The 26944-nt window shown below is 61.8% G+C and carries 23 protein-coding genes; 11 read left to right on the top strand and 12 right to left on the bottom strand.

All coding sequences use genetic code 11. The annotated features are described in order from the left end of the window. Positions 1-2: 2 nt before the first annotated feature. Positions 3-896, bottom strand: a complete 894-nt coding sequence (locus HRU92_RS10905) for a Ku protein (RefSeq protein ID WP_172124260.1) — start codon at positions 894-896, stop codon at positions 3-5. 138 nt (positions 897-1034) lie between these two features. Here HRU92_RS10905 and HRU92_RS10900 point away from each other — a divergent pair, with 138 nt between their 5' ends. The 3 genes from HRU92_RS10900 (at position 1035) to HRU92_RS10890 (ending at position 3903) form a co-directional block, all read left to right on the top strand. Beyond that, positions 1035-2012 (top strand): SPFH domain-containing protein, encoded by a 978-nt coding sequence (locus tag HRU92_RS10900; RefSeq protein ID WP_172124258.1) that lies wholly within the window; start codon positions 1035-1037, stop codon positions 2010-2012. A gap of 10 nt (positions 2013-2022) precedes the next feature. Further along, positions 2023-2499, top strand: coding sequence for an NfeD family protein (locus HRU92_RS10895; RefSeq protein ID WP_172124256.1), 477 nt, complete (start codon positions 2023-2025; stop codon positions 2497-2499). 198 nt (positions 2500-2697) lie between these two features. After that, positions 2698-3903 carry an outer membrane beta-barrel protein gene (locus tag HRU92_RS10890; protein WP_172124254.1) on the top strand — a complete coding sequence of 402 codons (1206 nt, stop codon included), beginning with the start codon at positions 2698-2700 and terminating at the stop codon, positions 3901-3903. Positions 3904-3906: 3 nt separating this feature from the next. Here HRU92_RS10890 and galU read toward each other — a convergent pair whose 3' ends face one another. Next, entirely contained in the window at positions 3907-4836 is a 930-nt protein-coding gene (gene galU, locus HRU92_RS10885) for a UTP--glucose-1-phosphate uridylyltransferase GalU (RefSeq protein WP_127754053.1), read from the bottom strand. Between the two features lie 52 nt (positions 4837-4888). On the opposite strand from galU, the gene galE reads away from it, so the two are divergent. The 3 genes from galE (at position 4889) to HRU92_RS10870 (ending at position 8389) form a co-directional block, all read left to right on the top strand. Beyond that, complete coding sequence (gene galE / locus HRU92_RS10880) at positions 4889-5875, top strand: UDP-glucose 4-epimerase GalE (RefSeq protein ID WP_172124252.1); 987 nt, start codon at positions 4889-4891, stop codon at positions 5873-5875. Positions 5876-5888: 13 nt separating this feature from the next. Then, positions 5889-7100 (top strand): lytic murein transglycosylase, encoded by a 1212-nt coding sequence (locus HRU92_RS10875; RefSeq protein WP_172124250.1) that lies wholly within the window; start codon positions 5889-5891, stop codon positions 7098-7100. 98 nt (positions 7101-7198) lie between these two features. After that, a complete protein-coding gene (locus tag HRU92_RS10870; RefSeq protein WP_172124248.1) occupies positions 7199-8389 on the top strand; it encodes a DUF459 domain-containing protein in 1191 nt (396 codons plus the stop codon). A 26-nt stretch (positions 8390-8415) separates the two neighbouring features. On the opposite strand, the gene hpt is transcribed toward HRU92_RS10870, so the two are convergent. From hpt to HRU92_RS10840, 6 genes are all read right to left on the bottom strand, one after another. After that, entirely contained in the window at positions 8416-8955 is a 540-nt protein-coding gene (gene hpt / locus HRU92_RS10865) for a hypoxanthine phosphoribosyltransferase (protein ID WP_172124246.1), read from the bottom strand. Positions 8956-9007: 52 nt separating this feature from the next. Continuing rightward, positions 9008-10435, bottom strand: a complete 1428-nt coding sequence (locus HRU92_RS10860) for a glutamate synthase subunit beta (RefSeq protein WP_172124244.1) — start codon at positions 10433-10435, stop codon at positions 9008-9010. 72 nt (positions 10436-10507) lie between these two features. Beyond that, positions 10508-10816 carry a hypothetical protein gene (locus tag HRU92_RS10855; RefSeq protein WP_172124242.1) on the bottom strand — a complete coding sequence of 103 codons (309 nt, stop codon included), beginning with the start codon at positions 10814-10816 and terminating at the stop codon, positions 10508-10510. Positions 10817-10828: 12 nt separating this feature from the next. Then, positions 10829-15514: a glutamate synthase large subunit gene (gene gltB, locus HRU92_RS10850; RefSeq protein ID WP_349236741.1), complete on the bottom strand. Its 4686-nt coding sequence runs from the start codon at positions 15512-15514 to the stop codon at positions 10829-10831. Positions 15515-16094: 580 nt separating this feature from the next. Next, on the bottom strand, positions 16095-16568 hold the full coding sequence (gene dps / locus HRU92_RS10845; RefSeq protein WP_172124238.1) for a DNA starvation/stationary phase protection protein Dps: 474 nt from the start codon (positions 16566-16568) through the stop codon (positions 16095-16097). A gap of 144 nt (positions 16569-16712) precedes the next feature. Further along, on the bottom strand, positions 16713-17174 hold the full coding sequence (locus tag HRU92_RS10840; RefSeq protein ID WP_127754044.1) for an Hsp20 family protein: 462 nt from the start codon (positions 17172-17174) through the stop codon (positions 16713-16715). Between the two features lie 443 nt (positions 17175-17617). Here HRU92_RS10840 and HRU92_RS10835 point away from each other — a divergent pair, with 443 nt between their 5' ends. Further along, a complete protein-coding gene (locus HRU92_RS10835; RefSeq protein ID WP_172124236.1) occupies positions 17618-18589 on the top strand; it encodes an alpha/beta hydrolase in 972 nt (323 codons plus the stop codon). A gap of 19 nt (positions 18590-18608) precedes the next feature. Here HRU92_RS10835 and hisN read toward each other — a convergent pair whose 3' ends face one another. Both hisN and HRU92_RS10825 read right to left on the bottom strand, forming a co-directional pair. After that, complete coding sequence (hisN, locus tag HRU92_RS10830; protein ID WP_172124234.1) at positions 18609-19397, bottom strand: histidinol-phosphatase; 789 nt, start codon at positions 19395-19397, stop codon at positions 18609-18611. Between the two features lie 406 nt (positions 19398-19803). Further along, positions 19804-20532, bottom strand: a complete 729-nt coding sequence (locus tag HRU92_RS10825; protein WP_172124232.1) for a Crp/Fnr family transcriptional regulator — start codon at positions 20530-20532, stop codon at positions 19804-19806. 657 nt (positions 20533-21189) lie between these two features. Here HRU92_RS10825 and HRU92_RS10820 point away from each other — a divergent pair. Beyond that, complete coding sequence (locus tag HRU92_RS10820) at positions 21190-21918, top strand: Crp/Fnr family transcriptional regulator (protein WP_172124230.1); 729 nt, start codon at positions 21190-21192, stop codon at positions 21916-21918. Positions 21919-22200: 282 nt separating this feature from the next. On the opposite strand, the gene HRU92_RS10815 is transcribed toward HRU92_RS10820, so the two are convergent. Further along, the gene (locus tag HRU92_RS10815; protein WP_172124228.1) at positions 22201-23112 is read right to left on the bottom strand and encodes a bifunctional GNAT family N-acetyltransferase/nucleoside diphosphate kinase regulator; all 912 of its coding nucleotides are present in this window, start codon (positions 23110-23112) and stop codon (positions 22201-22203) included. Between the two features lie 264 nt (positions 23113-23376). Here HRU92_RS10815 and HRU92_RS10810 point away from each other — a divergent pair, with 264 nt between their 5' ends. The 3 genes from HRU92_RS10810 (at position 23377) to HRU92_RS10800 (ending at position 25877) form a co-directional block, all read left to right on the top strand. Continuing rightward, positions 23377-23865 carry an MgtC/SapB family protein gene (locus HRU92_RS10810; protein WP_349236715.1) on the top strand — a complete coding sequence of 163 codons (489 nt, stop codon included), beginning with the start codon at positions 23377-23379 and terminating at the stop codon, positions 23863-23865. A gap of 127 nt (positions 23866-23992) precedes the next feature. Continuing rightward, positions 23993-24838 (top strand): AraC family transcriptional regulator, encoded by an 846-nt coding sequence (locus HRU92_RS10805; RefSeq protein WP_173088139.1) that lies wholly within the window; start codon positions 23993-23995, stop codon positions 24836-24838. A 106-nt stretch (positions 24839-24944) separates the two neighbouring features. Next, a complete protein-coding gene (locus tag HRU92_RS10800; protein WP_172124224.1) occupies positions 24945-25877 on the top strand; it encodes a DMT family transporter in 933 nt (310 codons plus the stop codon). Positions 25878-25906: 29 nt separating this feature from the next. Here HRU92_RS10800 and HRU92_RS10795 read toward each other — a convergent pair whose 3' ends face one another. Continuing rightward, the gene (locus HRU92_RS10795; RefSeq protein WP_127754036.1) at positions 25907-26803 is read right to left on the bottom strand and encodes an N-formylglutamate amidohydrolase; all 897 of its coding nucleotides are present in this window, start codon (positions 26801-26803) and stop codon (positions 25907-25909) included. Between the last annotated feature and the right edge of the window lie 141 nt (positions 26804-26944).

The raw sequence follows: 26944 nt of genomic DNA, 5'->3' as shown, positions 1-26944 counted from the left end.
GGTTAGCTCGCCTTTTTGCGAGAGGCTGCGGGTTTTTCCGCCGTAGAGCGTGACTTGCTGGTCTTTGCCGTTCCTTTGGCCGGAGCCTTGTCCGAGCCGTTGCTCCCCTCAAGGCTGCTTTTGAGCGCGGCCATCAGATCAACCACATTGGAGGTATTCGGCTTGTCGTCGGGCGCGTCATCGCTGGCCTCGACCTTCTTGCCCTTGGACTTGAGCTTTTGCGCGATCAGATCGCGGAGCGCCGCCTGATAGTGATCCTTGAACACGCCCGCGTCGAACTTGGCGGTTTTCTTGTCGATAAGGGCGGTCGCGACCTCGAGCAGGTCCGGGTCGGCCTTCTTGGCGGAAATTTCGGCGAAGAACGGGTCGGCCTTGCGGATTTCCTCTTCGTAGTGAAGCGTTTCCATGAGGAGGCCCGTGCCGGTGGGCTTGATGGCGACGAGATATTCCTTGCCGCGCAGAGCGAGTTGACCGAGCCCGACCTTCTGGCTTTCGCGCAGCGCATCGCGGATGACGCGGAAGGCATCCTCTGCCAGGTCGTCGGCCGGGACCACGAAATAGGGCTTGTCGAAATAGATGGGGTCGATCTCGCAGGCACCAACGAACTGGGTCAGCTCGAGCGTCTTGCGCGTGTCGAGCTTGACGGCGTCGATCTCCTCGTCGGTAAGGAGGACGTAATCGCCCTTTTCGTATTCAAAGCCCTTCATGATCTCGTCGGGATCGACCGGGCCGACCCCTTCGACCACCTTTTCATAGTGGATGCGCTGGCCCGTCGGCTCATGGATCTGATGAAAGGATGGCTTGGCGTTGCTCTTGGTGGCCGTATAGAGCTCGACGGCAATCGACACGAGCGACAAACGAAGCTGACCTTTCCAGACGGGACGTGACGCTGCCATGGGATACTCGCGCGCGGGGAAACTTTGGCGGTAAACGAGTCCGTGATGGGCTTTGTTCCCGCCCACCCAATTGCGTCAGGCCAGTGCGCCCCCTAAGGTCCATGACCAAGACACGAGGCGGAACCAAGGATGGGATCGATGGACGGATTTGCGCTTGATGGGCTCAGCATCACGCTGATCGTGCTGGGCGTCCTGGCCCTGCTTGTGCTCTTCGCCGGGGCAAAGACGGTACCCCAAGGGTACAACTACACCATCGAGCGGTTCGGGAAGTATACCCGCACGCTCAAGCCGGGTCTAAACCTCATCGTGCCGTTCATTGATGGCGTGGGGAAACGGATCAATGTCATGGAGCAAGTGCTCGATGTGCCCCATCAGGAAGTGATCACCCGTGACAACGCCACGGTGACGGCGAACGGCGTCACCTTCTACCAGATCCTGGATGCGGCGGCGGCTGCCTATGAAGTCACCGACCTGCAAAACGCTATTCTCAACCTCACCATGACCAATATCCGCACGGTGATGGGCTCGATGGATCTTGACGAATTGTTGAGCCACCGCGATGAGATCAACGAGCGTCTGCTACGGGTGGTGGATACGGCTGTGTCGCCCTGGGGCGTCAAGATCACCCGCATCGAGATTAAGGATATCGATCCGCCTAAGGATCTGGTTGAATCTATGGGCCGGCAGATGAAGGCGGAGCGCGAGAAGCGCGCGGCCATTCTCGAGGCAGAAGGGCGGCGGCAAAGCGCGATCCTTCAGGCCGAAGGCGCCAAGCAGGCGCAGGTTCTGGAAGCTGAGGGGCGCAAGGAAGCCGCGTTTCGCGACGCCGAGGCACGCGAGCGTTCCGCGGAAGCGGAGGCCAAGGCGACGCAGATGGTCAGTGACGCCATTGCTTCAGGCAGCGTGCAGGCGATCAACTATTTCGTGGCCAATAACTATATCGAAGCACTAGGCAAGATCGCGACTTCACCCAACCAGAAGGTTTTGATGTTGCCGGTGGAGGCCGCGAGCGTCATCGGCTCCATTGGCGGCATTGCGGAAATCGCCCGCGAGACGTTTGGTGCGCCGGCAGCACCGCCCCGGTCAGCACGGCCGCCTAGCGCCGGCCAGAGCTGAGAAACAGGCCATGCAAGTCATCAGTTTTATCGCAAGCTATGGACCATGGTCCTGGATCGTCGCGGGACTGGTGCTGCTGGCGCTGGAACTGGTGGTGCCGGGCGGGTTCCTGGTCTGGATGGGCATTGCCGGTATCGTCACCGGGCTGATGCTGTTCTTCCAGCCTGTTTCCTGGCCGCTGCAATGGCTGTTGTTCGGGGGCCTGTCCCTGATCGCGATCTTTGTCTGGGTGCGCTGGAGCCGCTCGCGCCCGCCTGAAAGCGACCACCCGCAATTGAACGAGCGCGCCGAAAGCCTGGTGGGGCAGGTCGTGGCGCTCCAAGCCCCGATTGAGGGCGGGTTCGGGCGCGTAGCCCTTGGCGATAGTTTGTGGCGGGTGTCCGGCCCCGATTTGCCGCAGGGCACACGGGTGCGGGTGACCGGCAGCAATGGTCCGGTGCTGCGGGTAGTGCCAGCCGACCAGGTTGCTCCCTCAACCAACGCATAGACGCCCGCGTTCAACCTGTTGCCGACACGCCGCCCCGAACGGTTTTTTAACCATACACTGACAGGTTGGCCGCAGCGACAACCCTCGGGCGCCGCGAACAGGCGGGTGGAGCGGGATTTGAGCGTGCGGTTCAAAATGCAGCGGCGGCGATCAGCAGGAGCATGCTTGCTTGGCGTGCTGTTGGCTGCCGGACCGGTCATGGCTGCGTCTGACCATGCCACTGGCGATGGCTCCGAGACCAGCAATGAGCGGCTGCTCCCCGATGTTTATCCAGCCGAGCCGGTGCTGGCGAGCAGTGCGGGGCTAGCTGAACCCGCGCATCCGTTTTTCGACGTGGATTGGGCAACTGCGCTGCGGGGAACCTATACCAAGTCTACGGATGACGAGACTTTCGATATCCGGTTCGTCCCGAGCTTCGCGCTTGAGCATGAGGGGTCGAGATCCCAGCTCGGAGCCTCGGGAGAGCTGGAGCTTATCCGGCCCTCCGATACCGACGAGGTGGATGTTAGCGGCTTGCGACTTAACCTTGAGGGCGGTTACGCGCTGGACAGCGTTACGGCGCTGAGCGGGGCCGCCGACCTGTCCTACGCGCAGGAGCCGGCAAGCACGCCGGGGCTCGCCAATGATATTGCCGAGCCCGCCGCAACGCTGGTGGGCAGCCTCAATGGTGGCGCCACAAGGCAGTTCGGCAGGTTTAATATCGGCGTCACTGGCGCAGTCGCCCGGTATCTTTATGGTCCCACCGAGTTGGTGGATGGGAGGGTCGAGGACAACGAGGACGACAACTACTGGACGCTCGATGGCGGGTTGCGCCTCGGCTTCCAGGCGACTCCCATCTTTGAAGTCTTCGGGAAGGGCAATCTGGGCCGTGACTTGTTTGCACGGCAGACTGGCATGCCGACGCGCGATGCCACCGATAGTTCAGTCAGTGTCGGGGTGGTGGGGCGCTGGAACGAAACCCTTGAGGCCTCCGCCTCGACCGGTTTGGCGTTACGGCGTTTCGATGATGAGAACCTGGAGGAAGTGACGGCGCAATTGTTTGAAGCTGCTGTCACCTACCGGCCCGATTCCACCTGGCGCTTGACAGGGGCTCTGACCACTGATGTGCAGCCATCGGGACCGGACAATGGCGGCACGACCCGGGTGCAATATAGCGCCAGCGCCGATCTGGGTTACACCGTCAATTCATGGCTGGCTCTGCGCGCGCTAGCGGGATGGCACACGGCCCGCTTCGAGGGGAGCGCCGACACGGAAACCGGTTATGGTCTCGGTGCCGGAGCAGATTATCGGGTAAACGCGCATACTGCCGCAAGCGTCGATTATGGCTATGCAAGGACGGACAGCACTGCCGATGGCCGCGATCGCAGCCATCAGCTCAGCCTGGGTGTCACCCTGCGCCGCTAAGGCTCAGAGCTGATCGGACAGGTCGAGCTTGCGCAATTCCTTGAGGAAGCCGTCGCGGATGTCGGGGCGGTCAAGGGCGTAGACGATGTTGGCCATCAGGAAGCCGTTCTTGGATCCGCAATCGAAGGACTTGCCCTCATACTTCACGCCGGTGAACTGCTGGCCCTGCATGAGCGTCTGCATGGCATCGGTGATCTGGATTTCACCACCCGCACCCTTGGTTTGTTCGGCGAGTAGCGAGAAGATTTCGGGCTGCAGGATATAGCGCCCGGAAATGATGAGGTTGGACGGGGCATCGGCGGGCTTGGGCTTTTCGACCATCTGGGTGATGCGGAAGCCATTATCCTCCCCTGGACCACGGGCAACGACGCCATAGGAGGAAACCTCCTCATGGGGCACTTCCTCGACGGCGATGACATTGCCGCCTGTTTCCTCATAGGCATCCATCATCTGCTTGAGCACGCCGGGCGTGCCCTTGAACAGCATGTCCGGCAGCAAAAGGGCGAAGGGATTGTTCCCGACGATGTCACGGGCACACCACACCGCGTGACCAAGGCCCAAAGGCTCCTGCTGGCGGGTGAAGCTGGTGTGGCCCGCCGAAGGCAGGTCCTTGCGCAACTCGTCGAGCGCGGCGGATTTGCCGCGCAGCTCAAGGGTGGTTTCGAGCTCGAACTGGCGGTCGAAATGGTCTTCGATCACGCCCTTGTTGCGCCCGGTAACAAAGACGAAATGCTCAATGCCGGCCTCGCGCGCTTCATCAACCGCATACTGGATCAGCGGGCGGTCTACCACTGTGAGCATCTCCTTGGGGAGAGCTTTGGTGGCCGGCAGGAACCGGGTCCCCAAACCTGCAACCGGAAAAACCGCTGTTCGTACGCGCTTGTGCAATCGTTCACTCCCGAAAGGGTAAAGGCTATGAAGGGGTGGCAACATCTGCCACATAACCCCATCGTGCAACAGTGGGTTGCCCAACAGGAGTTAATCTATGGCCGTTCTGGTAACGGGAGGCGCCGGCTATATCGGCAGCCATATGGTTCTCAAGCTTGCCGATGCCGGCGAAGCCGTCGTGGTGCTGGACAATCTGGTTACCGGCTTTGACTGGGCCATCGATGGGCGTGCCAGTTTCGTGCAAGGCTCCGCCTCCGACCAAGAACTGGTCGGTCGGATAATCGCCGATCATGGCATAACCGAGATCGTGCATTTTGCCGGCTCGATTGTGGTGCCGGAATCGGTGAGCAATCCACTGAAATATTACGCCAACAACACCGCCGCCTCGCGCGATCTGATCGCGGCTGCGGTTGCGGGTGGGGTCAAACACTTCATTTTCTCCTCGACGGCGGCAGTTTACGGCATGACCGGACTGGCGCCAGTTGTGGAAACCACTCCACTCAACCCGATGTCGCCTTATGGCCGCTCCAAGCTCATGACCGAGTGGATGCTGCAGGACGTGGCGGCGGCCCATCCAATGACCTATGGCGTGTTGCGCTACTTCAATGTCGCTGGTGCCGACCCCGAGAAGCGTTCGGGCCAGTCGACGCCGCTCGCGACCCACCTGATCAAGGTTGCCTGCCAGACTGCATTGGGGCAGCGGGCCAAGATGGACATCTTCGGGACCGATTATGAAACGCCCGATGGGACCTGCGTGCGCGACTATATTCATGTCACCGACCTGATCGAGGCCCATGCGCTGCTGCTGGAGCATCTGCGCGGGGGTGGCGAGAGCACGACGCTGAACTGCGCTTATGGGCAAGGCTATTCGGTTCGGCAGGTGGTGGACACTGTCAAATCGGTGTCGGGCGTAGACTTTAAGGTGGAGGAAGGGCCGCGCCGCCCTGGCGATCCGGCCTCCATTACCGCAACGGGCGAGAAGGTGCGCTCGCTGCTGGGCTGGACGCCGCAGCACGACGATCTCACCGAAATCGTGCGGACGGCCTATGACTGGGAAAAGCACCTGATGATGCGCAATCGCTAGGATCGGAACAAAGATGAAGCGGCTGCTGGCGGTTCTGGTGTTGAGCTTGGCGGGGCTGTCCACGGCATGGGGACAACCGGCGGAGAGCTTTGACAGCTTTGTGGCGAGCTTTCGCGCCAAGGCACTGGCTGCGGGCGTGAGTGCTCAAACCTACTCGGCGGCCATGGACGGGCTCTCACCCGACCCGCGTACCCCTGGTCTGGTCACCAGCCAGCCTGAGTTTGCTACCCCCATTTGGGACTATATCGATGGACGGGTGACCGGAGAGCGGGTGGCGCGTGGCCGCTCGGCGATCGAGCGCAATGCGGCGCTGTTCGGTGCGGTGGGGCAGAAATACGGGGTTGATCCCTATCTGCTTGGCGCCATTTGGGGCATGGAAACCGATTATGGCACGGTGCTGGGCAACAACTCACTGATCCGGCCGGTGGTGCGCTCGCTCGCGACCCTTGTGCACCAGCGTCGCTCGCGGCTTGTGGAAGATGAGGGCGATTTGATTGCGGCGCTGCTGCTGGTGCAGCGCGGACCGTTGGATGCACAGCGCCTTGTTGGCTCCTGGGCGGGAGCGATCGGGCACCTGCAGGTGAACCCATCCAACGTCGTGAAGTTCGGCACGGATGGGGACGGCGATGGCCGGGTGGATTTGCACAACTCGCTGACCGATGCGCTTGGGACCAGTGCGGTTTATCTGCGCGCGCTCGGTTACCAGCCGGGAGTAGACTGGGGCTTTGAGGTCGAGGTGCCACAGGGCTTCGACTATTTGCTGGCGTCCCGCACCCAGATGCGGCCCATCGCGTTTTTCGCTGAACGGGGGATTACCCGGGCCGGTGGGCGGGCCTTTGCCAATCCGAGCCTGCCGGTGTTTTTGTATGTGCCGGCAGGGCAGAACGGGCCCAAGTTTTTGCTGACGCAGAATTATCTGGTGCTCAAGGGCTATAACTTTTCCGATAGCTATGCTTTGGCGGTAGCGCATCTCACCGATCGCCTCAAGGGAGGAGGCGCCTTTGCGGCAGCCTGGCCGCGCGACACGGTGTTCCCCAATCTGCAGCAGCGCGAGGCGGTACAGGCGGCGCTCAAGGCCCTGGGGCTCTATGACGGGGCGGTGGACGGACGACTAGGGCCGATCACGCAGGAGGCTTATGCGCGCTTTCAGGCGAGCCGCGGTGAGGTGGCGGACGGCTTCATCACGCGCGCTGCTTATCAAGCCTTGGTGTCTGCAGAACGCTGACATCGAGGGCCATGGTTTTGACACTGCGCCTGGGCTAATATAGCGCCATGCGTATCAAGGCTCCTTTTGTCCGTGTTGCTGTGGCCCTGTGGATCGCCATGTTCATCTTCGTGGACGTGGCGCCGGCCTTGGCACAACCTGTGCCCGACATCTTAGTCGCCCAGCAGCAAAAGCGACGCACCTTGTTTGACCTGTTGTTTGGCGAGGAGCCTCAGGCTGCTCCCCCGGTCGAGCAACCGCGCCGGGTGCAGCCGCGCCAGCAGGAGCAACGCCAGCAGCCGCGCCAGGAGCCACAGCAGCAGCAAAGGCGTCGCGAGGCGCCCGCGGCAGCTGCGCCACCGCCGAAACCCACCGTCGAGAAAGCGGCGGATGCCACCAAGCTGGCCGTGTTCGGCGACTCCATGGCTGTTGATCTCGCCAAGGCGCTGGAGCGCTTCTACGCCGAAGACCCAAACCTGGTGGTGATCGATCAGGGTGTGGGTGATTCCGGCTTTGTGCGACAGGATCATTTCAACTGGACGGCAGAGGTGGAAGAGGAGATCGCCGAGGGCAGCTTCGATCTGGCGGTGGTGATTATCGGGCTCAATGATCGCCAGGAGATCAAGGCGGAAGGCGAGACGCTGGAGCCGCTCAGCGAGCAGTGGAGCCGCCTCTACCAAGGGCGGATTACCGACTTCCTGCAAAAGCTGCGTGCAGCGCGCAAGCCGGTCCTGTGGGTCGGACTGCCACCGATGTCCAAGAACGATTACTCAACCGCGATCAGCCAGATCAATGCCATTCAGCGGCTGGCCAGTTTCTCGGGCGGCGCCGAGTTCCTCGACATCTATGAACGGTTTGTGGGTGAGGACGGCAAGTACGCCACCTATGGTCCAGATGTGAACGGACAGAACGCCCGGATGCGCCGGGATGACGGCATCCATTTCTCCTCGGCAGGAGCGGACAAGCTGGCCTTTTACGTCAGCCAGTCACTGCGCACCTTTTACCGGGGTGGTGGAGTGAGCGTGGCGGTTGCCGATCCGCTCGCCGGCACCGATGCCGCGGCGATGCTGCGGCCTCCGTTTCAGGGCTTGGGGCAAATCCGGCTGCTTGAAGTGGCAGGGGCCATTATCCCGCTTAACCGCGCCCCGGCTCGCGCCGGCGATCTGTTAACGGCAACCGGTGCGCCGAGCCCCGCGCCAGCGTTCACGCTCGATCAGTTGATGAATGCCCCGATGGGGCGGGTGGATGCGTTCGGCGTGGGCATCGATCCGGAAGCAGTACCAGCCGATAATGGCGCAAGCCCGCTCTAGGATCGCCACTTCAGAGCAGGCCTGATCTAATCGAGGAAACGCACCGCGCCGATATAGGGCAGGTTGCGATTGCGTTGCGCATAATCGATGCCGTAGCCGACAACGAATTTGTCCGGGATGTCGAAGCCGATCCATTTGGCGTGCACATCGGTTTCGCGACGGCTCTGTTTGTTGAGCAGGGCACAAACCTCGACGCGCCGGGGATGGCGCGTTTGCAGGATTTCGAGCACATGCTTGAGCGTGTGACCGGTATCGACGATGTCCTCGACGACCAGCACGTCGCGGCCGGCAATCTCCCCGCGCAGATCCTTGAGGATGCGCACTTCCCGGCTCGATTCCGTGGAATTGCCATAGGACGAGGCTTCCAGGAAATCCACTTCGACCGGCAGATCGAGCTCGCGCACGAGATCGGCGATGAAGATGAACGATCCGCGGAGCAGACCCACGACCACAAGCTTGTCGGTGTCGGCGAAATGGGCCGAGATTTCCTTGGCGAGAGCTTCCACGCGGGCAGCGATGGCCTTGGCGGAAATCAGTTCATCGACAACATAGGCCGGGGAAGTCATTGGCAGGTCCGAAGCAGGTTGATGAGGCGGGATCGCTCCCGCCCACCAGAGTTTAGCGGGGCAGGGCGGTCTTGCCCATGAGATCGAGATCGATGGCGCGAGCGGCTTGACGACCCTCGCGAATCGCCCAGACCACGAGCGACTGACCACGCCGCATATCGCCGGCGGTGTAAACCTTCTCTACGCTGGTTTTGTAGCTGAACGTATCGGCAAACAGGTTGCCGCGCTTGTCGAGTTGCGCGCCCAGTTGGGTCAGCATACCCTCCTGGACCGGACCGGCAAAGCCGATCGCCAGCAAGACCAGATCAGCCTTGATCACGAATTCTGTGCCGGGGATCGGCTGGCGCGCGCGATCAACGCGGGCGCATTCAACGCCGGTAACTTGACCCTTGGCATTGCCGATGATCTTCATCGTCCCAGCGGCAAATTCCCGAACGGCGCCTTCAGCCTGGGACGAAGAGGTGCGCATCTTGACCGCCCAGTTGGGCCAGTTGGTCAGCTTGTTTTCCATTTCCGGCGGCATGGGGCGCACATCGAGCTGGGTCACTGCGATGGCGCCTTGGCGGAAGGATGTGCCCACGCAATCGGAAGCCGTGTCGCCGCCGCCCACAACGACCACATGCTTGCCCGCGGCACTCAGCACAGCGTCCTCGGGGATGGGCTCGCCACCCAGGCGCCGGTTTTGTTGCACCAGGAAAGGCATGGCAAAGTGCACGCCATTGAGTTCAACGCCTTCAGCAGAGACGTCACGCGGTTTTTCGGCGCCACCGCACAGCAGGATTGCGTCGTGACGCGCCTGCAGGTCGGATAAGGGTCGGGTAACCCCGATATTCTCGCCATAGTGGAAGGTGACGCCTTCGGCGGTCATCTGTTCGACCCGAAAGTCGATATGGTCCTTTTCCATCTTGAAGTCGGGGATGCCGTAGCGCATCAGGCCCCCAGCCTTGGGCTCCCGTTCATACAGATGCACATCGTGCCCGGCGCGCGCCAATTGCTGGGCTGCGGCCAAGCCTGCAGGACCGCTTCCGACCACGGCAACCGACTTTCCGGTCTTTAGGGCTGCGACCTGCGGCTTGACCCAGCCTGAGCGGATGGCCTTATCGGCGATAGCCTGTTCTACGGTCTTGATGGTGACCGGGGTGTCCTCGAGATTGAGGGTGCAAGCCTCCTCGCAGGGCGCCGGGCAGATGCGGCCGGTGAACTCGGGGAAGTTGTTGGTGGAGTGAAGGTTGCGCGAGGCTTCCTCCCAATCACCATGGTAAACGAGGTCGTTGAAATCCGGGATCTGGTTGTGCACCGGGCAGCCCGTATCGCCGTGGCAGAAAGGAATGCCGCAATCCATGCAGCGCGCGGCCTGATCGGCAACGCGTCCTTCGGTCATCGGGATGGTGAACTCACCAAAATGGCGCACCCGATCGGATGCCGGTTCGTAACGCGGTTCTTCGCGTTCGATCTCAAGAAAGCCTGTAACCTTGCCCATATTAAGCCTTAGCTGACCGTCTATCGATGGTCGTCAGAAGTGGATGTCGCCGTTGACGATGCCGAACCTGCCCTAGCGTACTGCTGGCGATCCGCGTCCCTGGCCGGTTACGTCCTGGCAGCTGCCGTCAACATAGGTGAAACGGCGCAGATTAGGATGCACAAAGCCGTTGGCCATCTGGCTTTTGATCGAACGCAGGGATGCGTAGTAGTCGCGCCGGCAATCCGCCAAACTAAGTCCGGGTCGACCAAAGGTCAGCTCGATGCGCTGCTCGCCATCGGGCGACAAGAACTGAGCGACGATGGCGATTTCCTTTTCTGCAGCGGCGACGGGCCAGGTGGTCAAGCAGAGGGACGCGGCGAGTACAACGATTCTTAACATGATCCTTGTCCCTTATTCCGCTGCCACGACGGTGTTGGTGCCGGCGCGGCGCTTTTCCATTTCGAGGATGGCGCGGCGGTATTCTACCGGCATCACCTTGACGAATTTCGGGCGCATCTCTGCCCAGTGATCCAGCACATATTTAGCACGGGTCGAGCCGGTATAGTGCAGGTGGTTGGAGATGAGCTGATGCAAGCGCTCATCGTCGTGCTTGGTCATGTCGCCTGAAATATCGACGCGGCCATGCCATTCCAGATCACCGCCATGGTGATGCAGGCGCTGCATGAGGGATTCCTCCTCAGGCACCGGCTCAAGCTCAACCATGGCGAGGTTGCAGCGCGAGCGGAAGGTTTCGTCCTCGTCGAGGACATAGGCAACGCCGCCCGACATGCCGGCCGCAAAATTGCGCCCGGTCTGGCCAATGACCACAACCACGCCGCCGGTCATGTACTCGCAGCCATGATCGCCGGTGCCTTCAACGACGGCGAGGGCGCCGGAGTTGCGCACGGCGAAGCGTTCACCGGCCACGCCGCGGAAGTAGCATTCGCCCGAGATGGCACCGTAAAGCACCGTGTTGCCCACGATGATCGACTTCTCCGGGATGATGCCCGTGGTCGGGGATGGACGCACGACGATGCGCCCGCCCGAAAGACCCTTGCCGACATAGTCATTGGCATCGCCCGCGAGATCGATCGAAATGCCATGGGCGAGGAAGGCACCAAAAGCCTGCCCCGCAGTACCGGTGAGCTTGATGGAGATGGTGTCCTCCGGCAGGCCTTCGAGGCCATAGCGCTTGGCCAGGGCGCCCGACAGCATGGCGCCGGCCGAGCGGTCGCGGGAGCGGATGGGCAAGTCGATCTGCACCGCCCTGCCATGTTCGAGAGCTGGCTGCGCCAGTTCGACCAGCTTGCGATCGAGCACGGCTTCCAGGTGGTGATCCTGTCGCTCGGACTGGAACAGGGTGTCGCCACCCAGCGGCTCGGGCTTGAACAGGAGGCGAGAAAGGTCGACGCCTTCGCTCTTCCAGTGCTCGGGCATGGGTTTTTGCACGATGAGGTCGGAGCGGCCGACCAACTCGTTGAGCGTACGGGCGCCCAGCTGTGCCATCAGGCCGCGCAGTTCTTCGGCGATGAAGAAGAAGTAGTTGATGACGTGCTCAGGCGTGCCCTTGAAGCGCTTGCGCAACACGGGATCCTGCGTGGCGACGCCAACCGGGCAGGTGTTGAGATGGCACTTGCGCATCATGATGCAGCCAGCGGCAATCAGTGGTGCGGTGGAAAAACCGAACTCGTCGGCGCCCAGGAGGGCACCCACCAGCACATCGCGGCCGGTCTTGAGGCCGCCATCGACCTGCAGCTTGACGCGGGCGCGCAAGCGGTTGAGCACCAGGGTCTGGTGGGTTTCAGCGAGGCCGATCTCCCACGGACCGCCGGCATGCTTGAGCGAAGTCAGCGGGGACGCGCCGGTGCCGCCATCATAGCCCGAGATGGTGATGTGGTCGGCGCGCGCCTTGGCAACGCCGGCGGCCACGGTGCCGACGCCGACTTCCGAGACGAGCTTGACCGAGATGTCGGCGGTCTCATTGACGTTCTTGAGATCGTAGATCAGCTGCGCCAGATCTTCGATAGAATAGATGTCGTGGTGCGGCGGGGGCGAGATCAGCCCGACGCCAGGGGTCGAGTGGCGGGTCTTGGCGACGATCCAGTCGACCTTGTGGCCAGGCAACTGCCCGCCCTCGCCGGGCTTGGCACCCTGCGCCACCTTGATCTGGAGCTGGTCGGCATTGACCAGATATTCGGTGGTGACACCGAAGCGGCCGGACGCAACCTGCTTGATTGCCGAGCGCAGCGGGTTTGACGAGCCATCCTGGAGCGGCTTGTAACGGTCGGGCTCTTCGCCGCCTTCGCCCGTGTTGGACTTGCCGCCGATGCGGTTCATGGCGATGGCAAGCGTGGTATGGGCTTCGCGGCTGATCGAGCCAAAGCTCATTGCGCCGGTGACGAAGCGCTTGACCAGATCGACGGCTGGCTCGACTTCCTCAAGCGCAACGGCGGGGCCGAGAGGCTTGAAGTCGAGGAGGTGGCGAATGGCGAGATAGCCGTTCTCGGCCGTGTTCACGCGCTGCGCGAAGCTGTTGTAACGGTCCTGGGCCGTTTCGGGGCTGTCTTCGCGCGTCCGCACGGCGTGCTGCAGATCGGCCACCACATCGGGCGACCAGGCATGCTTTTCGCCACGGATGCGGTACATATATTCGCCGCCCACATCGAGCGACTTTTGCAGCACGATGTCGTCGCCGAAGGCGCCGGCATGGCGGCGGACGGTTTCCTCGGCGATCTCGAGCAGACCCACGCCTTCGATCGTGGTTGCCGTGCCAAAGAAGAAGCGCTTGACGAACTCGCTGCTGAGGCCAACTGCGTCAAAGATCTGGGCGCCGCAATAGCTCTGATAAGTCGAGATGCCCATCTTGCTCATGACCTTGAGCAGGCCCTTACCGACGCTCTTGATGTAGCGGTAAACCACTTCATGGGCGTCGACTTCGGCCGGGAACTCGCCTTCGGCATGCAGGGCCGCCAGCGCTTCAAAGGCGAGATAGGGGTTGATGGCTTCGGCGCCATAGCCGGCCAGCATGGCGAAGTGGTGCATTTCGCGCGCTTCGCCGGTTTCCACCACTAGCCCCGAAGAGGTGCGCAGACCCTTGCGGATCAGGTGATGGTGCACAGCAGCAGTCGCCAGCAGTGCCGGGATGGCGATGCGTTCGGCCGAAACCAGGCGGTCCGAAAGGATGATGATGTTGAATTCGCCCCGCACCGCGGTTTCAGCAGCCTCGCAGATGGTGGCCAGCGCCGCTTCCATGCCCGCCGCGCCCTCAGCGGCCGGGTAGGTGATATCGAGGGTCTGGGTGCGGAACTCGTTGTCGGCCATGTCGCCAATGGCGCGGATCTTTTCGAGATCCTCATTGGTCAAAATGGGCTGACGCACTTCAAGGCGCTTGTGATGCGAGGCGCCTTCAAGGTCGAACAGGTTCGGCCGCGGTCCGATGAACGAGACAAGGCTCATCACCGATTCCTCGCGGATCGGATCGATGGGCGGGTTGGTGACTTGGGCGAAGTTCTGCTTGAAATAGGTATAAAGCAGCTTGCTCTTGTCCGACAGCGCCGAGATCGGCGTGTCGGTGCCCATGGAGCCAACGGCTTCCTGACCGGTCGTGGCCATCGGAGTCATCAGCAGCTTGATGTCTTCCTGCGTGTAGCCAAAGGCCTGCATGCGGTCGAGCAGCGACTCCGAGGTGGTCGGCGCCTTGGGCTGGGTTTCGGGCAGGTCTTCCAGCACGATCTGGGTGCGGGCGAGCCAGGCCGAATAGGGATTGCGGACGGCAAGGCTCTGCTTGATCTCGTCATCAGAGATGATGCGGCCTTCTTCAAGGTCGATCAGCAGCATGCGGCCGGGCTGCAGGCGCCAGCGCTCGACCACATCTTCCTCGGGGATGTCGAGCACACCCGATTCGGAGGCCAGAACGACATGGCCTTCCTTGGTGACGAGATAGCGCGCGGGGCGAAGGCCATTGCGATCGAGCGTTGCCACGACATAGCGTCCATCGGACAGCGACATGGCAGCGGGACCGTCCCAGGGCTCCATCAGGGCAGCATGGTATTCGTAAAAGGCGCGCCGGGTGTCGTCCATCAGCGGGTTGCCGGCCCAGGCTTCAGGGATCAGCATCATGGCTGCATGGGGCAGCGAATAGCCGCCGCGCACGAGGAATTCGAGCGCGTTGTCGAAGCAGGCGGTATCGGACTGGCCCTCGTAGGAGATGGGCCAGATCTTGGTGATGTCTTCGCCAAACAGGGGCGACGACACTGAGGCCTGGCGGGCCGCCATCCAGTTGACGTTGCCCCGAATGGTGTTGATCTCACCATTGTGGGTGGTCATGCGATAGGGATGCGCCAGCTTCCAGGAGGGGAAGGTGTTGGTGGAAAAGCGCTGGTGCACCAAGGCAATGGCGGACTCGAAGTCCTCGTCATGCAGATCGGGATAGAAGGCCTTGAGCTGGTAGGCGAGGAACATGCCCTTGTAGACAATGGTGCGCGCCGACATGGACACCACGTAAAAGCCGTTGTCCGTGTCGCTTTCGGGGATCTCGCGATAAACCGTGTTGGAGATCACCTTGCGCACGATCAGGAGCTTGCGCTCGAATTCATCGATGGTGAGGCCAACCGGGCGGCCGATCACCATCTGCTCGATGATGGGCTGGGTCGCAATAACGCCGGCCGAAAGGGCGGAGTTGTCGAACGGCACGAGGCGCTCGCCGAGCAGGGTCAGTCCTTCGGCGGCGAGGCAGGCCCGCACGGTCTGAGCACAGCGGTCCCGGAGGGCGGGATCGTTGGGATAAAACAGCATGGTCACGGCGTAGAACTGCTTTTCGGGCAGCGGGAAAGGCAGAACCTTGCTGAAGAAGGCATGGGGCGTTTGAACCAGAATGCCCGCGCCATCGCCCATCAGCGGATCGGCGCCCACCGCACCGCGGTGCTCAAGGTTCTCAAGGATTTCCAGGCCCTTTTCGACCACTTCGTGGCTGGGCTTGTTCTTGATATTGGCAATCATCCCGATGCCGCAGGCATCGTGCTCATTGGCTGGATCGTAAAGACCCTGGGCCGCCGGCCGGCCGGTATTGAGAGCAACAGGGTGACCATTCTCGATCAGAGTTTTACGAGTGCTGGCTGGGCTCGTGACGGGAGAAGTGGGTCCGTTCCGGTGGAGTGCCATGGTCGTATCCTTGCTCTGTCGGCCCAAGCGGGCATGTCGCTATGTCGTGTGCATCCTGGGTGTGCCGGCAGACCAGCGGGGCGGATGCGTTGTCGTCCTCTGGTGGGCGCGTTGCTCGAGCGGGTCGTACCGGGTACGGCTCGGAAGAGCAAATACGTCCATGCGTGGGAGCGGCGCTGCATCCAAATGGCCGCTCATTCGGGCTTCGAGACTGGCCTGAACGGGCGTTCGGCGTCTCGGATTTATCCCCGCCTGTCCGTTTCCGCTAATGGCATAGCGGGCCAGCCGGATCGGCGTGCGTGCTGGCCGGGGAGACCGGGGCGACGCGTCAGAAAGGACAGACGTGCTGCCCTATCGCGGTCACAATTGCATAAATCGAAACCGGGGGTCAAGCGGGATATGAGCGGCTTGGGACAGCCAAGTAGGAAATTGCCAACTCGGGGATAGGAAAGCAGAATTTTTGCGCGTGGGGCTCCCTTAATACGGGGAGCCGCACCAGCCTGAAGTCCAGAAATAGTTATTCGAGATGCGATTTAAGGAACCACAGATCCTTGTCGAGCTCGCGTGAAAAGGCGGTCAGGATATCGGCTGAAGTGGGGTCGCCGGCCTCTTCGACGGTGTCGATATCGTCGCGAATCTGGTTGGCGAGTTGGGCGTAGCGCTCAGTCAGTGCCCCAAGATGGTCTGGCACTTTGCGGATCTCGGTGGGGTAGGGCGGCAGGCTCGTGGAGGCGGCAACCACTTGGCTGGTGCCCAAGGCAATACCGTCCAGCTGCGCCACCCGTTCGGCGATCACGTCAGTATGGGTGTCGATGGCGGCGCGGAATGGATCGAGCATTTCGTGCACCGCGATGAACTGCAAGCCTTTGAGATTCCAGTGCGCCTGTTTGGTCAGCAGCGCCAGATCGATAGAGTCGGCGAGACGGGCATTGAGCAGCTCGATCACCGCGGATTTGGAGTTGGACTTCAATTCTACCGAGGGGATGGCCATGGGTTTGTCCTTGAGGTGAGGGGCAGATGGCTGCCGTGTGTTCCAAGGGAAACCGGAGTGACGCGGTGAAGTTCCGGCTGGGGGTAAATGAAAAAGCGCAGCCCGGGTGGACTGCGCCTCTTGGATCGTTCCGAACGGGTCGGATTAGTTGACCGACTGGTCCTCGATCGTAGGCTGGCTGGTGCCGCCGCTGATCTGGATGGTGCGCGGCTTCTTGCTTTCGGGCAGTTCGCGCTTCAGTTCCAGATGGAGCAAGCCGTTTTCGAGCGTGGCACCCTGAACCTCGACATAGTCGGCCAGCTGGAAGCGGAGCTCGAAAGCGCGCTCGGCAATGCCGCGATGGAGGAATTCACGAGCCTTTTCAGTGCTCTCGGCGGGCTTGGCACCCTTCACAACCAGGCTGTTTTCCTTGGTCTCGATGGCAATATCGCCATTGGAGAAGCCAGCCACGGCGATGGAGATGCGGTAGGCATCATCGCCGGTCCGCTCGATGTTGTAGGGAGGATAAGTTTTTGCTTCCTGCCCGCTCAGGGTATCGAGGCGGTTGAAGAGGCGGTCGAAGCCGACGGTGGAGCGGTAGAAGGGGGAAAAATCGATGGTCTGCATAGCACATTCTCCTGAAAGCAACGTGGTGTTCTCGACCCTTGCTATGCGGCTCCCAAAAGAGGCAAGCCGTTGATTTGCTCGGGTGAGGTCCCCGGATAACCGGCGGACGAGCTATATCTAGGCGCCCCGTTTGGGGGTTCAAGAGCGTTGCACAGCGGGCGCTGCAAATTTTTTTGCCCTGCAATGGCCGTGTAGATGAACGCATTCTGAACGCGGTTTTGCATCCCCGTTCAGGATGGGGGGCGCATAAGGGGGCATGTGCTGGCCAAAGCCGGCGCTACGCAACTGCGGGCTTGTCACCCGCCCCCCGCACGGGCCCGCAGCGTAAGGGAGCCAGCATCTCGCAAGAGGTGCTGGCTTTCTTTTGTCCAGCGCCTATATAAGCCCACCCCTCCGGCCGGCTTGCCTCCAGCACCGGCCCCTCCGGCATGAAGGTTTGTGGCATGACCATTGTTGTGGATCCCAATGGGCCCAAACTGGCCAGCGACCCGAACAATCCGATCCCCGAAGGGGGACGCGTCGGGTTCTTCCGATCCGCCGATGGGGTTCGGTTGCGCTATGCGATCTGGCCCAAGGGCGTGGGGCCGCATCGGGGCACGGTGTGCCTGCTGCAGGGGCGAACCGAATTCATCGAGAAATATTTCGAGACCATCGCCGATTTCCGCTCGCGCGGCTTTGGCGTCGCGACCTTTGACTGGCGCGGGCAGGGTGGATCGGAACGGCTGATCGGCAATCCCAAGCTGGGCTATGTCGACAAGTTCTCCGATTACTGGAGTGACCTCAAAAGCTTTCACAGCGAAATCCTGCTGCCCGATTGCCCGCCGCCCTATTACCTGGTGGCGCACTCCATGGGGGGGCTTGCGGCGCTGTTTGCCGGGGTCAATGACCGGCTGATGTTCGAGCGCATCTTTTTGTCCTCGCCCATGGTGGGGCTGGAATCGCCGCCCTTCGGCACCGCGGGCGCCGCACGGGTCCTGAGCGCAATGAGCTTTCTGGGCCTCGGACGGCTGCCGCTGCGGCGGCCGCAGGACAAGGCTGCCTCGAAAATGGCGTTTGCCGACAACCCGCTGACCGGGGATCCCGAGCGCTTTGCCCGGAGCATCGCGGTGCTCAAGGCCCATCCCGAACTTGAAATCGGGGCGCCAACGATCCAGTGGACCGGGGCGGCGCTGGCGGCCATGGCTGCGGCACAGCGCGATGACTTTCCCGAAAAGCTGCGGGTGCCCCTCCTGATCCTGGCGGCAGCGCGGGACCGGGTGGTCTGGACACCGGCGACCGAGGAGTTGGGCCTGCGCCTGCGCACCGGCCGGCACATGGTGGTGCCCGGGGCCCAGCATGAGCTGTTCATGGAAACCGATGCGATTCGCGCGCAGGTGTTCGCCGCGTTTGACGCCTTCATCACCGAGCAGAGCTGACCGCAGGGCTCCGTCGCGCTCAGGCGCGATTCACCAGTTCGAGCGCAGCATCCAGCAGCCGGGGGGAAGCCGCGGCCACCACATTGCCCCCACCGGTGGGCTCGCTGCCGTCCCAGCAGGCAATGGCGCCGCCCGCTTCGCGGATGATCGGCACCAGGGCGGCAATGTCATAGGTGTTAAGGAAAGGCTCGACCACCAGATCGGCATGGCCGGCCGCGAGCAGGGCATAGCCATAGCAATCCATGCCGAAGCGCTGCAGGCGGGTGGCGCCGGCCACAGCCTGCCATTTGGCTTGCAGTTCGGGCGTGCTGAAGAGTGCGGGCGTGGTGGTGAATACGCGGCAGGCGGCGAGTTCGGTCTGGCCCGAGCTGCGCAGGGCTGTCTGGGTCTGGCCGCGGCGATAGCTGGCCTGGCCAGGCACCGCCAAAAAGGTTTCGCCGATAAAGGGCTGGGCCATGATCCCGGCCACGGCCACCCCATCCACCGCAAAGCCGATCAGCGTGCCCCAAACAGGGGCACCCGAAATAAAGGCGCGGGTGCCATCCACGGGATCGATGATCCAGGAAAAGCGGTGCTCGCCCGTGTTGCCCCATTCCTCGCCAATGACGGCATGATCGGGAAAGGCTTCAGCGATCACCGCGCGAATGGCGGTTTCCGCTGATTTGTCGGCCTCGGTAACCGGGTCAAAACCGCCGGCGAGCTTGTTGTCGACCAGCAGGGGCGTGCGGAACAAGGGCAGGGTGCAGGCCGCGGCGGCGTCCGCTGCGCGGAGCAGGGTGGCTTGGATGGCAGCGAAATCAATGGGCATGCGAGGGTGACCGGGGCATGACCTCGTGGCTGGGGGGCTCACCATGAGGTCTGGGGGAGACGCGGTGGTGGTAGCATAGTGAGGTGAGCGGGGGAACGGGGTGGGCTCGTCTAACTCCGCTCCCCGCGAGACCCCTCTCGCTAAAAACACGGGGGTGCTGTTGGATCGCGGGACTTAGTCACGCCGAGGGCACAGCAAATGGGCTGGTACAAGCTCGTGTTTGTGGCACTTACCTTGTTCATGTTCTCGCCATTGGCGTTCGCCGTAGTGCTGAAACTTGCCCTAAGCTTAACAATCCAAACGCCCGATGTGCCTCTTGGATGATGTCACAGCTTAGCGCCTGAGCCCAGTGACCGCTGTTTCGACCAACTATATGGCGCGGAGGTCAAACCAAGTTGGAGCCGCTCTAAACCAAGGCGCCGTTTACGTGAAGGTAGGAGGGTTCAAACTGGGCATAGGCCTGGAGCCGCTCGTAGTCCAGAATTCGGACTTCTCCTTCAGCCACCTCAATCAGTCCATCATTTTCCAGCTGACGCGCCGCTAGTCGCGCGCTGGTGGAAGTGACGCCCAGCGCGTCGCCTAGCTCCGCGTCGGTAAGCGGAAGCGACAATTTGTTGTACGCGCCAAGCCCCACTGCTTGGTACCGAAGATGCAACTCGCAGATAATGTGGGCAAAGTGCTCGGCCACTTTGAGCCTTCCAGCGGCAGCAACCCAGGTGCGGTAAGTTGAGGCGGTCACCAGAGTGTCACGCCAACACAGGTCAGAGAGCGTTGGAACGGCATGAAGCAAGGGCCGCAGGTCGTCGTGTGCAATGAGCGCTACATCTGCGTGCTGGTGCGCGGCCAGGGAGAAGTCCAGGCCCGGCAGCACTAAACTCTGTAAATCCGGGATATCGCCTGCAATGTGAAATCCGATAATCTGTCGCCTCCCATCAGGAAAGACCTTGAAGCTTGAGACCAGTCCAGAAAGGATCAGGATGCTGTCGGTTGGCTGTTCTCCTTCTTTACGGACGGTCTGCCCGCGCCAAACCTCACGTTCCCGAATGGGGAGGGCTGCAATCGCAGCCCGGTCCCTGGGAGAGACGGCCCCAATGCTCTGGAGGCGTCGAATCAACAAATCTGTGTGCTGCTGCATCGCGAGCGCCTTGAGAGGCTAGCAACGTCGGCGGCGAACATTCGCCACCGGACCGAACCTCTAGCTAATTCATTAGACCGCCATCCATGTCGTTACCTTAACATAACTCAATATTTGAGATTATTACTGCGGCCTCGAGCATGCTGATCTGCGTAGTCGATTAGAGAAAAGGGCTGGCCAAAACATCCATTGCACGCCTTAGCACTATCTAATCGCCTGCTTTAGGCCTATCATTACTGGATCGCGGGCCGATTTTCTTGGGCGCCTGCGGCTGAGAGTTCAATCCGCTCCCGCCTTTTATTGTGGGAGCAATGAACATGCCTCGTTTCTTTTTTCACGTCATGGACGGCCGAGCTATTATCGACACCGTGGGTGTAGAACTGGCTGGTGTTACCGAGGCCCGCGCTGAAGCGGTGCGGGCAGCCGGCACTATCCTGAGCTCCGAGGCAACCAAGTTCTTGGAGGGACGAGGCAGGTGGTGCATGTCGGTAGCCGATGAGACGGGCGCAGTCTGTTTTACTCTCCGCTTCTCAGGTGACAACCACGAGGACTAGCCAGGCCCGTCTGCCGAATGGATGAGACCGTTCGGTTTTTCTATCATATGTTAGATACATCCGCAGTGAACGGTGGTGGGTGGGGCCGACAAAGTGAGGGGCCATGTCGCTAAACATCCTTATTCGTAAACTGGAAGGTTATGCGGCCCTGTCCGATGAAGACCGGAGCCTGGTCAGGGAGGCAGGGTCAGGCAGCCGGCTCGTTAGTGCCAAGCGCGACATCATCCGAGAAGGCGACAACCCCAGCGATGTTCATCTGGTCGCCGAAGGGCTGGCCTGTCGCTATAAAATGGATCAGAGCGGGCGTCGCCAAATCGTCGCCTACTTGTTGCCTGGCGACTTCTGTGACCTGCGTGTGCATGTTCTGGATGCAATGGATCACTCCATTGGGGCGCTGACGGACTGTCAGGTTGTCGATATCCCGCGCGAAACGATCGACAATCTTTTCGAACGCCCAGGACTGAAGCGACCACTGTGGTGGGCGACCTTGGTTGATGAGGCGACCCTGCGGGAGTGGCTGCTGAACATGGGCACCCGGGAGGCGGACCGGCGCATCGCGCACCTATTCTGCGAGATTCATGCCCGTCTCAAGGCCGTCGGCCTCGTTGCAGATGGTAGCTTCAAATTACCTGTGACGCAGGCGGACCTGGCCGATACGGTGGGACTCTCGGCTGTGCATGTTAACCGCACCCTTCAATTCCTGCGGGCCAGCGAGATGATAACCATCCGGGGCTCCGCAATCGAAATCCTCAACCACACTGCACTGGAACAGTTTGCCGGGTTCGATCCAGCGTATCTCCACATCCGCAGGCGCAACAGCGTTGATATATAAGCGCATGGGACTCTGGGCTCGGTAAAGTAGTGAACGGCAGCCGTTCAGTTCCTCGCTCCGCATCGGAGCGGTTTAGCGGCTCCCCTGTTAGTGCTCTCGACGCCGCGGTGCGCTGCCGGCGAAAACGCTGTCCATCCAGACTGGCGGTTTCGCACAAAGGTATTCGTGGGCCGGTTTGATCAGGGATGACCATCCTTAAACGTCCGCTTCTCTAGAATGCGCTGAACCGGATTGGTGGGTTGGGTGGCTGCTGGGGTAGGGGGTAGCGGCCCGATACTGCCGCTAGAGATGAAAGTGACCGGCGGACTCGGGTTGGTAAAGTACCCGTTCGATGCGGATCTGCTGTGGACGATCGGACACCAGCCAGTCGATGGCATGGCCTTCACCATAACCCAGGATTGCGGCGCCGAGGTCGGAGAGCACCGATAGTTTGCCCGAGTTTTTGTCCGCGTCTTGCGGATAAACCAGCGTCACGTGGCGCTGCTCGTCGTCCAGCTGCAGCACGAGCCTGGAATTCATGGTGACGACATCGGGCGCGACGCGCCGGGGATTAACCACAATGGCTCGTTCGATCTCGTGTTCGAGGTCCACAATGGCCGGTCCTTGCTCGTAGGCCATCAGGTCCTGGAGGCGGGCTTTGTCCATCTCGGTGATGTAAATCTCGGCGGCTTCGGCCATGGCTCCGTCACGCAGGCGCTGCAGATAGCGGGCAGAGGTCATGGACAGGGCGGTGAGCCCTGGTGTTTCCCGATCGACCAGAAAGCCGCAGCGCTCAAAGGCCTTGAGCGAGCGGGTGTTGTCCGGATGGATCTTGGCGATGACCGTGCGGGCGCGCATATCGAGAAAGGCGAGCTTCAGCCCTTCGCGGATGGTGCTGGCGCCGAGCCGGCGACCCCAGTTGTCGTGATCGCCGATCACCAGGACGATTTCGCAATCGGGGCCGGTCTTGACCAGGCGGACGAAACCCACGGGCCGATCAGTGCGATCATGGGCCATGAAGAAGCGTCCGCCCCCGTTGAACAAATGGGTCAGGATCGGCAGCTGCGTTCGATCGAGGGCCCGGGCGATGAAGCGGGACACGCTGCTTGAATCACTGAGATAGCGCGTGACGCGTTCATCTTCCAACCAGCGCATCAGGATCTGGGCGTGGGTCCGCGTGATTTCCGGACGCAGCGCCACAAAAGGCTTGTTCATCTTCGCCACCTTGGTCGCAAGAATGAAAGCCTGTCACGGTCATGGCCGTGCTGGTTCTTTCGGGTCAGAGCTGAAAAACAGGAAAGCACACCATAGCAAGGATGTACCCGCCAAGGCCAGCGCCGGGGTGCTCACGCGGAGGGTCAGGCCCCGGGCTGCGACCCAGGGACGCGCATTTGCATGCCCACGGCATCCATGTGGGGCCTGTTGCCTTATAGGTGCAGCGGCACGCCGTGCCCCGGCATCATGATGAGGAAACCAACCGTGCTAGACGAAATCTGGTCGACCGCCCTGAGTGAATTTTCGGACGTTCCAGACGTTTCGACCATTACGCGCATTGCCATGCGGTTGCTGCTCGCCGCCATGCTTGGAGGGATTCTTGGCTATGAGCGTGAACGCAAAGGCAGAAGCGCTGGGGTGCGCACCCATATGCTGGTTGCCGTGGGGGCGGCGCTGTTTGTCATCGGACCGACCCAGAGTGGCATGCCGATCGAGGATATGTCGCGGGTCTTGCAGGGCATTGTGCAGGGGATCGGCTTCCTCGGCGCCGGCGCGATTATCGTGCGCACGGCAAAGAACCAGGTGGAGGGCCTGACCACCGCCGCCAATATCTGGGCCACCGCGGGCATTGGTGTCATTGCCGGTTTGGGCCTCGAAGCTACCGCGGTGCTGTCGGCGGCTGTTATCCTCATCATCCTGGCGGCGGTGCCACTGATCTTGCCGTCAAAAGCCGATAACGGCGATAGCCAATAGGCAAGCGCCAGGCCCCGGGGGGACACGGGGGCTGATGTGGTCTGCGGATTTTATTTACTCGCCGCTCCCTGCGGTTTATCTGCGATGGTGGCAGGATCCTTGCGGCACAAACGAGTAGGCGAGAGCGGTGAACGATAGGCCAGCGCGGGCGAAGGGAGGATCGGAGCGCGTTTCCTTCCGGCGACCACTGGTCCATGGGGGCCTCGAAACCCTCGCCGCTCACTATGTGCGCCAATCGTTCAAACCCCATTTTCACCCGCAATACCTGATTGGGGTGATCACAGCCGGCGTGCATTCGGTTTGGTGCCGGGGTGAGCAGCTCAGCGTGAGCGCGGGAACCGTCATGACCATGCGGCCCGGCGACGTGCACCACGGCAATGCGGCGGTCGAGGGTGGTTGGGGGCAACGGATGTTCTATGTCTCCGAGCAAACCATGGGGGACATCCTGGGAAATCGGGAAGGCCGCGAGGGCGTGCCCCTGCCGGACTTCAAGCTCTCCAACCGCCGGGATCCGTCCCTGGCAGCGCGGCTGGAACGCATCCACCAGGTTGTGCATGGGTCACGGCTGGCGCTGTCCCGGGACACGGCCCTCGATGCCCTGGGGGATGTGGTGGCGAGGCTTGCCGGTAACACTGCCCCAACAGAAATGGCGATTATTCTTCCGGATCACCGCGCCCGAAACCTCGTCGACTACCTCCATGCCCATGTTGAAGAGGATGTCGGGCTCGACTTGCTGTCCTCGCTGGCCGAATTGGGTCGGCGGCAGACGATCGACTTGTTCAAGCGCCGCACCGGATTGCCGCCCCATGCCTACCATATCGGCTTGAAGGTGCGCCTGGTGCAGAACCTGCTTCGCGAAAGGCACTCGCTGGCTGCGGCGGCGGCCCAGGCGGGCTTTGCCGATCAGAGCCACATGACGCGGCACTTCACGGCCATAGTCGGCACCACACCGGCGGCTTATGCGCAGGCCTGATCGGGGCTGCACTTTTGTTCTATAGCTCGCCTGCGCCATCGCCTACCCACTGACAACTAGACCGTCAGTCACAGTGGCGGGTCGGAGTTGAACGAGGGTAAAGACGATGACGGACAGGGTCCATGCGGCGGCAACACATGATCGCCGCTCCACCGGTTTGGCCGACCTGGCCGTGCTGGGCGTCGCGGTGGTTTGGGGGGCGAGCTACCCGGTCAGCAAAGGCGCATTGGCCTATGCGCCGGTTCTGGTCCTGATTTTCTACCGGTTTTTCGCCACTGCCTGCATCATGTCCATGCTGGCGCGGCGCGAACTGGCCTCCGCGGCGCGGGCGGACCTGGTGCGGGCTGCTGTGCTCGGCGTTATTCTAGCAGTGATCTTTATTGCCGAGATCGCAGGCCTTGCCCAGACGAGCGCAACCAATGCGGCTTTGATCATTTCCTTGAGCACGCTCTTTACTCCGTTTCTGGACTATGCGCTGGCGCGGCGCGTGCCGCCCCCCATCGTCATTCTTGGCGCGGTTATCGCCTGCGCTGGCGTTGGCTGCCTTGTGGGTGGACTGACCGCATGGTCGCCCGGGGATGGGCTTATTCTCCTTGCCGCCATGCTTCGGGCGGTTATGGTCGTTGCCACCAAGCGATTGATGGCGGGGCGCGCATTGTCGTCCGTGGCGCTGACTGCCACGCAAGCTGTCATCGTCAGCGTAGTCGCGCTGGCGATGCTTTGGAGCACTCAGGGACTTGGCGCGCTTGTTGTGGCGGCCGGCCCGAGCTTTTGGGCCAGCGTCGCCTTTCTGTCGCTGTTTTGTACGATCGCGGCCTTTTACGTCCAGAATGCTGCGGTCCGCCGGACGAGCCCGACCAGGGTTGGCTTTCTGATGGGAACCGAGCCGCTGTTCGGTTTTGCGTTAGCGCATCTCCTTTTAGCTGAGCCTGTAACCGCATCGACGCTTGTTGGTGCAGCCCTGATCGTGGCTGGGACATTCCTCGGCATGGCAGGCGAACGCCGGGAATTGATGCAGCAGGATGCCCGGGCAGGGTGACGGGTGCGGGTGAGGCGCCGGCCGGTCCGCTATTCGGCGGCGAGTTTCTGGGCGGCGGTGTGGGGGGTGAGGAGGGTGGGGAGGTCGAGAGTGATGAGGGCGGTGATCAGGTGGTCCATGAGGGAGCGCATGGTGTCAAAGCCGCTGTTTCGATCCAGGGTCGCTTCGTTCATGTAGAGGTGGCGGCTGATTTCGATCTGGAGGGCGTGCACGCCTTGCTGGGGGCGGCCATAGGCGCGGGTGGAAAAGCCCCCGGCATAGGGGCGGTTACGCGCAACGCGCAGGCCCGCCGCGCTGAAGATGGTTTCCACCATGTCGATCAGGGCCGGGGTGCAGGTGGTGCCATACCGGTCGCCAAGCACAATATCGGGGCCGGAGCGGTCGCTCGGGCGGTTGATGCGCGGCATGGAATGGCAATCGATCAGCACCGCGACGCCGAAGGTGCCAACGGCTTCGTTGAGCAGCTTTTGCAGCGCGGCATGGTAGGGCTGATAAATGCCCTCGATGCGCATGCGCGCGTCCTCGAGGGTCAGCCGGTCGCGATAGATGGGCTTGTTTTCGGCCACGACGCGCGCGAGCGTGCCAAGGCCGGCCGCCACGCGCGGCGAGGTGGTGTTGAACCTTGGCCCAAGGGGCTCGTCGAACATGGAGGGGTCCAGTTCCCAGGGCTCACGATTGACGTCGAGATAGGCCCGGGGGAAATGCGCGCGCAGCAAGGGAGCCCCGAGATGGGGTGCGCGGGCAAAGAGTTCGTCGACAAAAGCATCCTCGGACTGGCGGATCGAGAGATTATCGAGCCGGGTCATGGCAAGGAAGCGTTCGGGATAATTGCGGCCCGAATGGGCCGAGTTGAACACCAGGGGCGCCACGAGGCGGCGCGGCCGGATCGTTTCAAACGCTGGCTGATCCCAATAGTCGGACCGCACAGTCCCTCCCGATAGGCTTGGGCGCCGTTCTGCGACGCGGCGCCGTTTACCCCCGCAATGTGGCCCGTGGCACGCGGCTTGTCCAGTTGATCAAGATAATTGTAAGGGCCAGCTGCCCGGTTTGCGTTATGGCTAACCTGG

It is taken from the genome of Devosia sp. 1635, assembly GCF_013185955.1.
Classification (GTDB): domain Bacteria; phylum Pseudomonadota; class Alphaproteobacteria; order Rhizobiales; family Devosiaceae; genus Devosia.
Note: the sequence above shows the minus strand (reverse complement) of the source record. Positions and strands in the feature narration are given on the sequence as shown.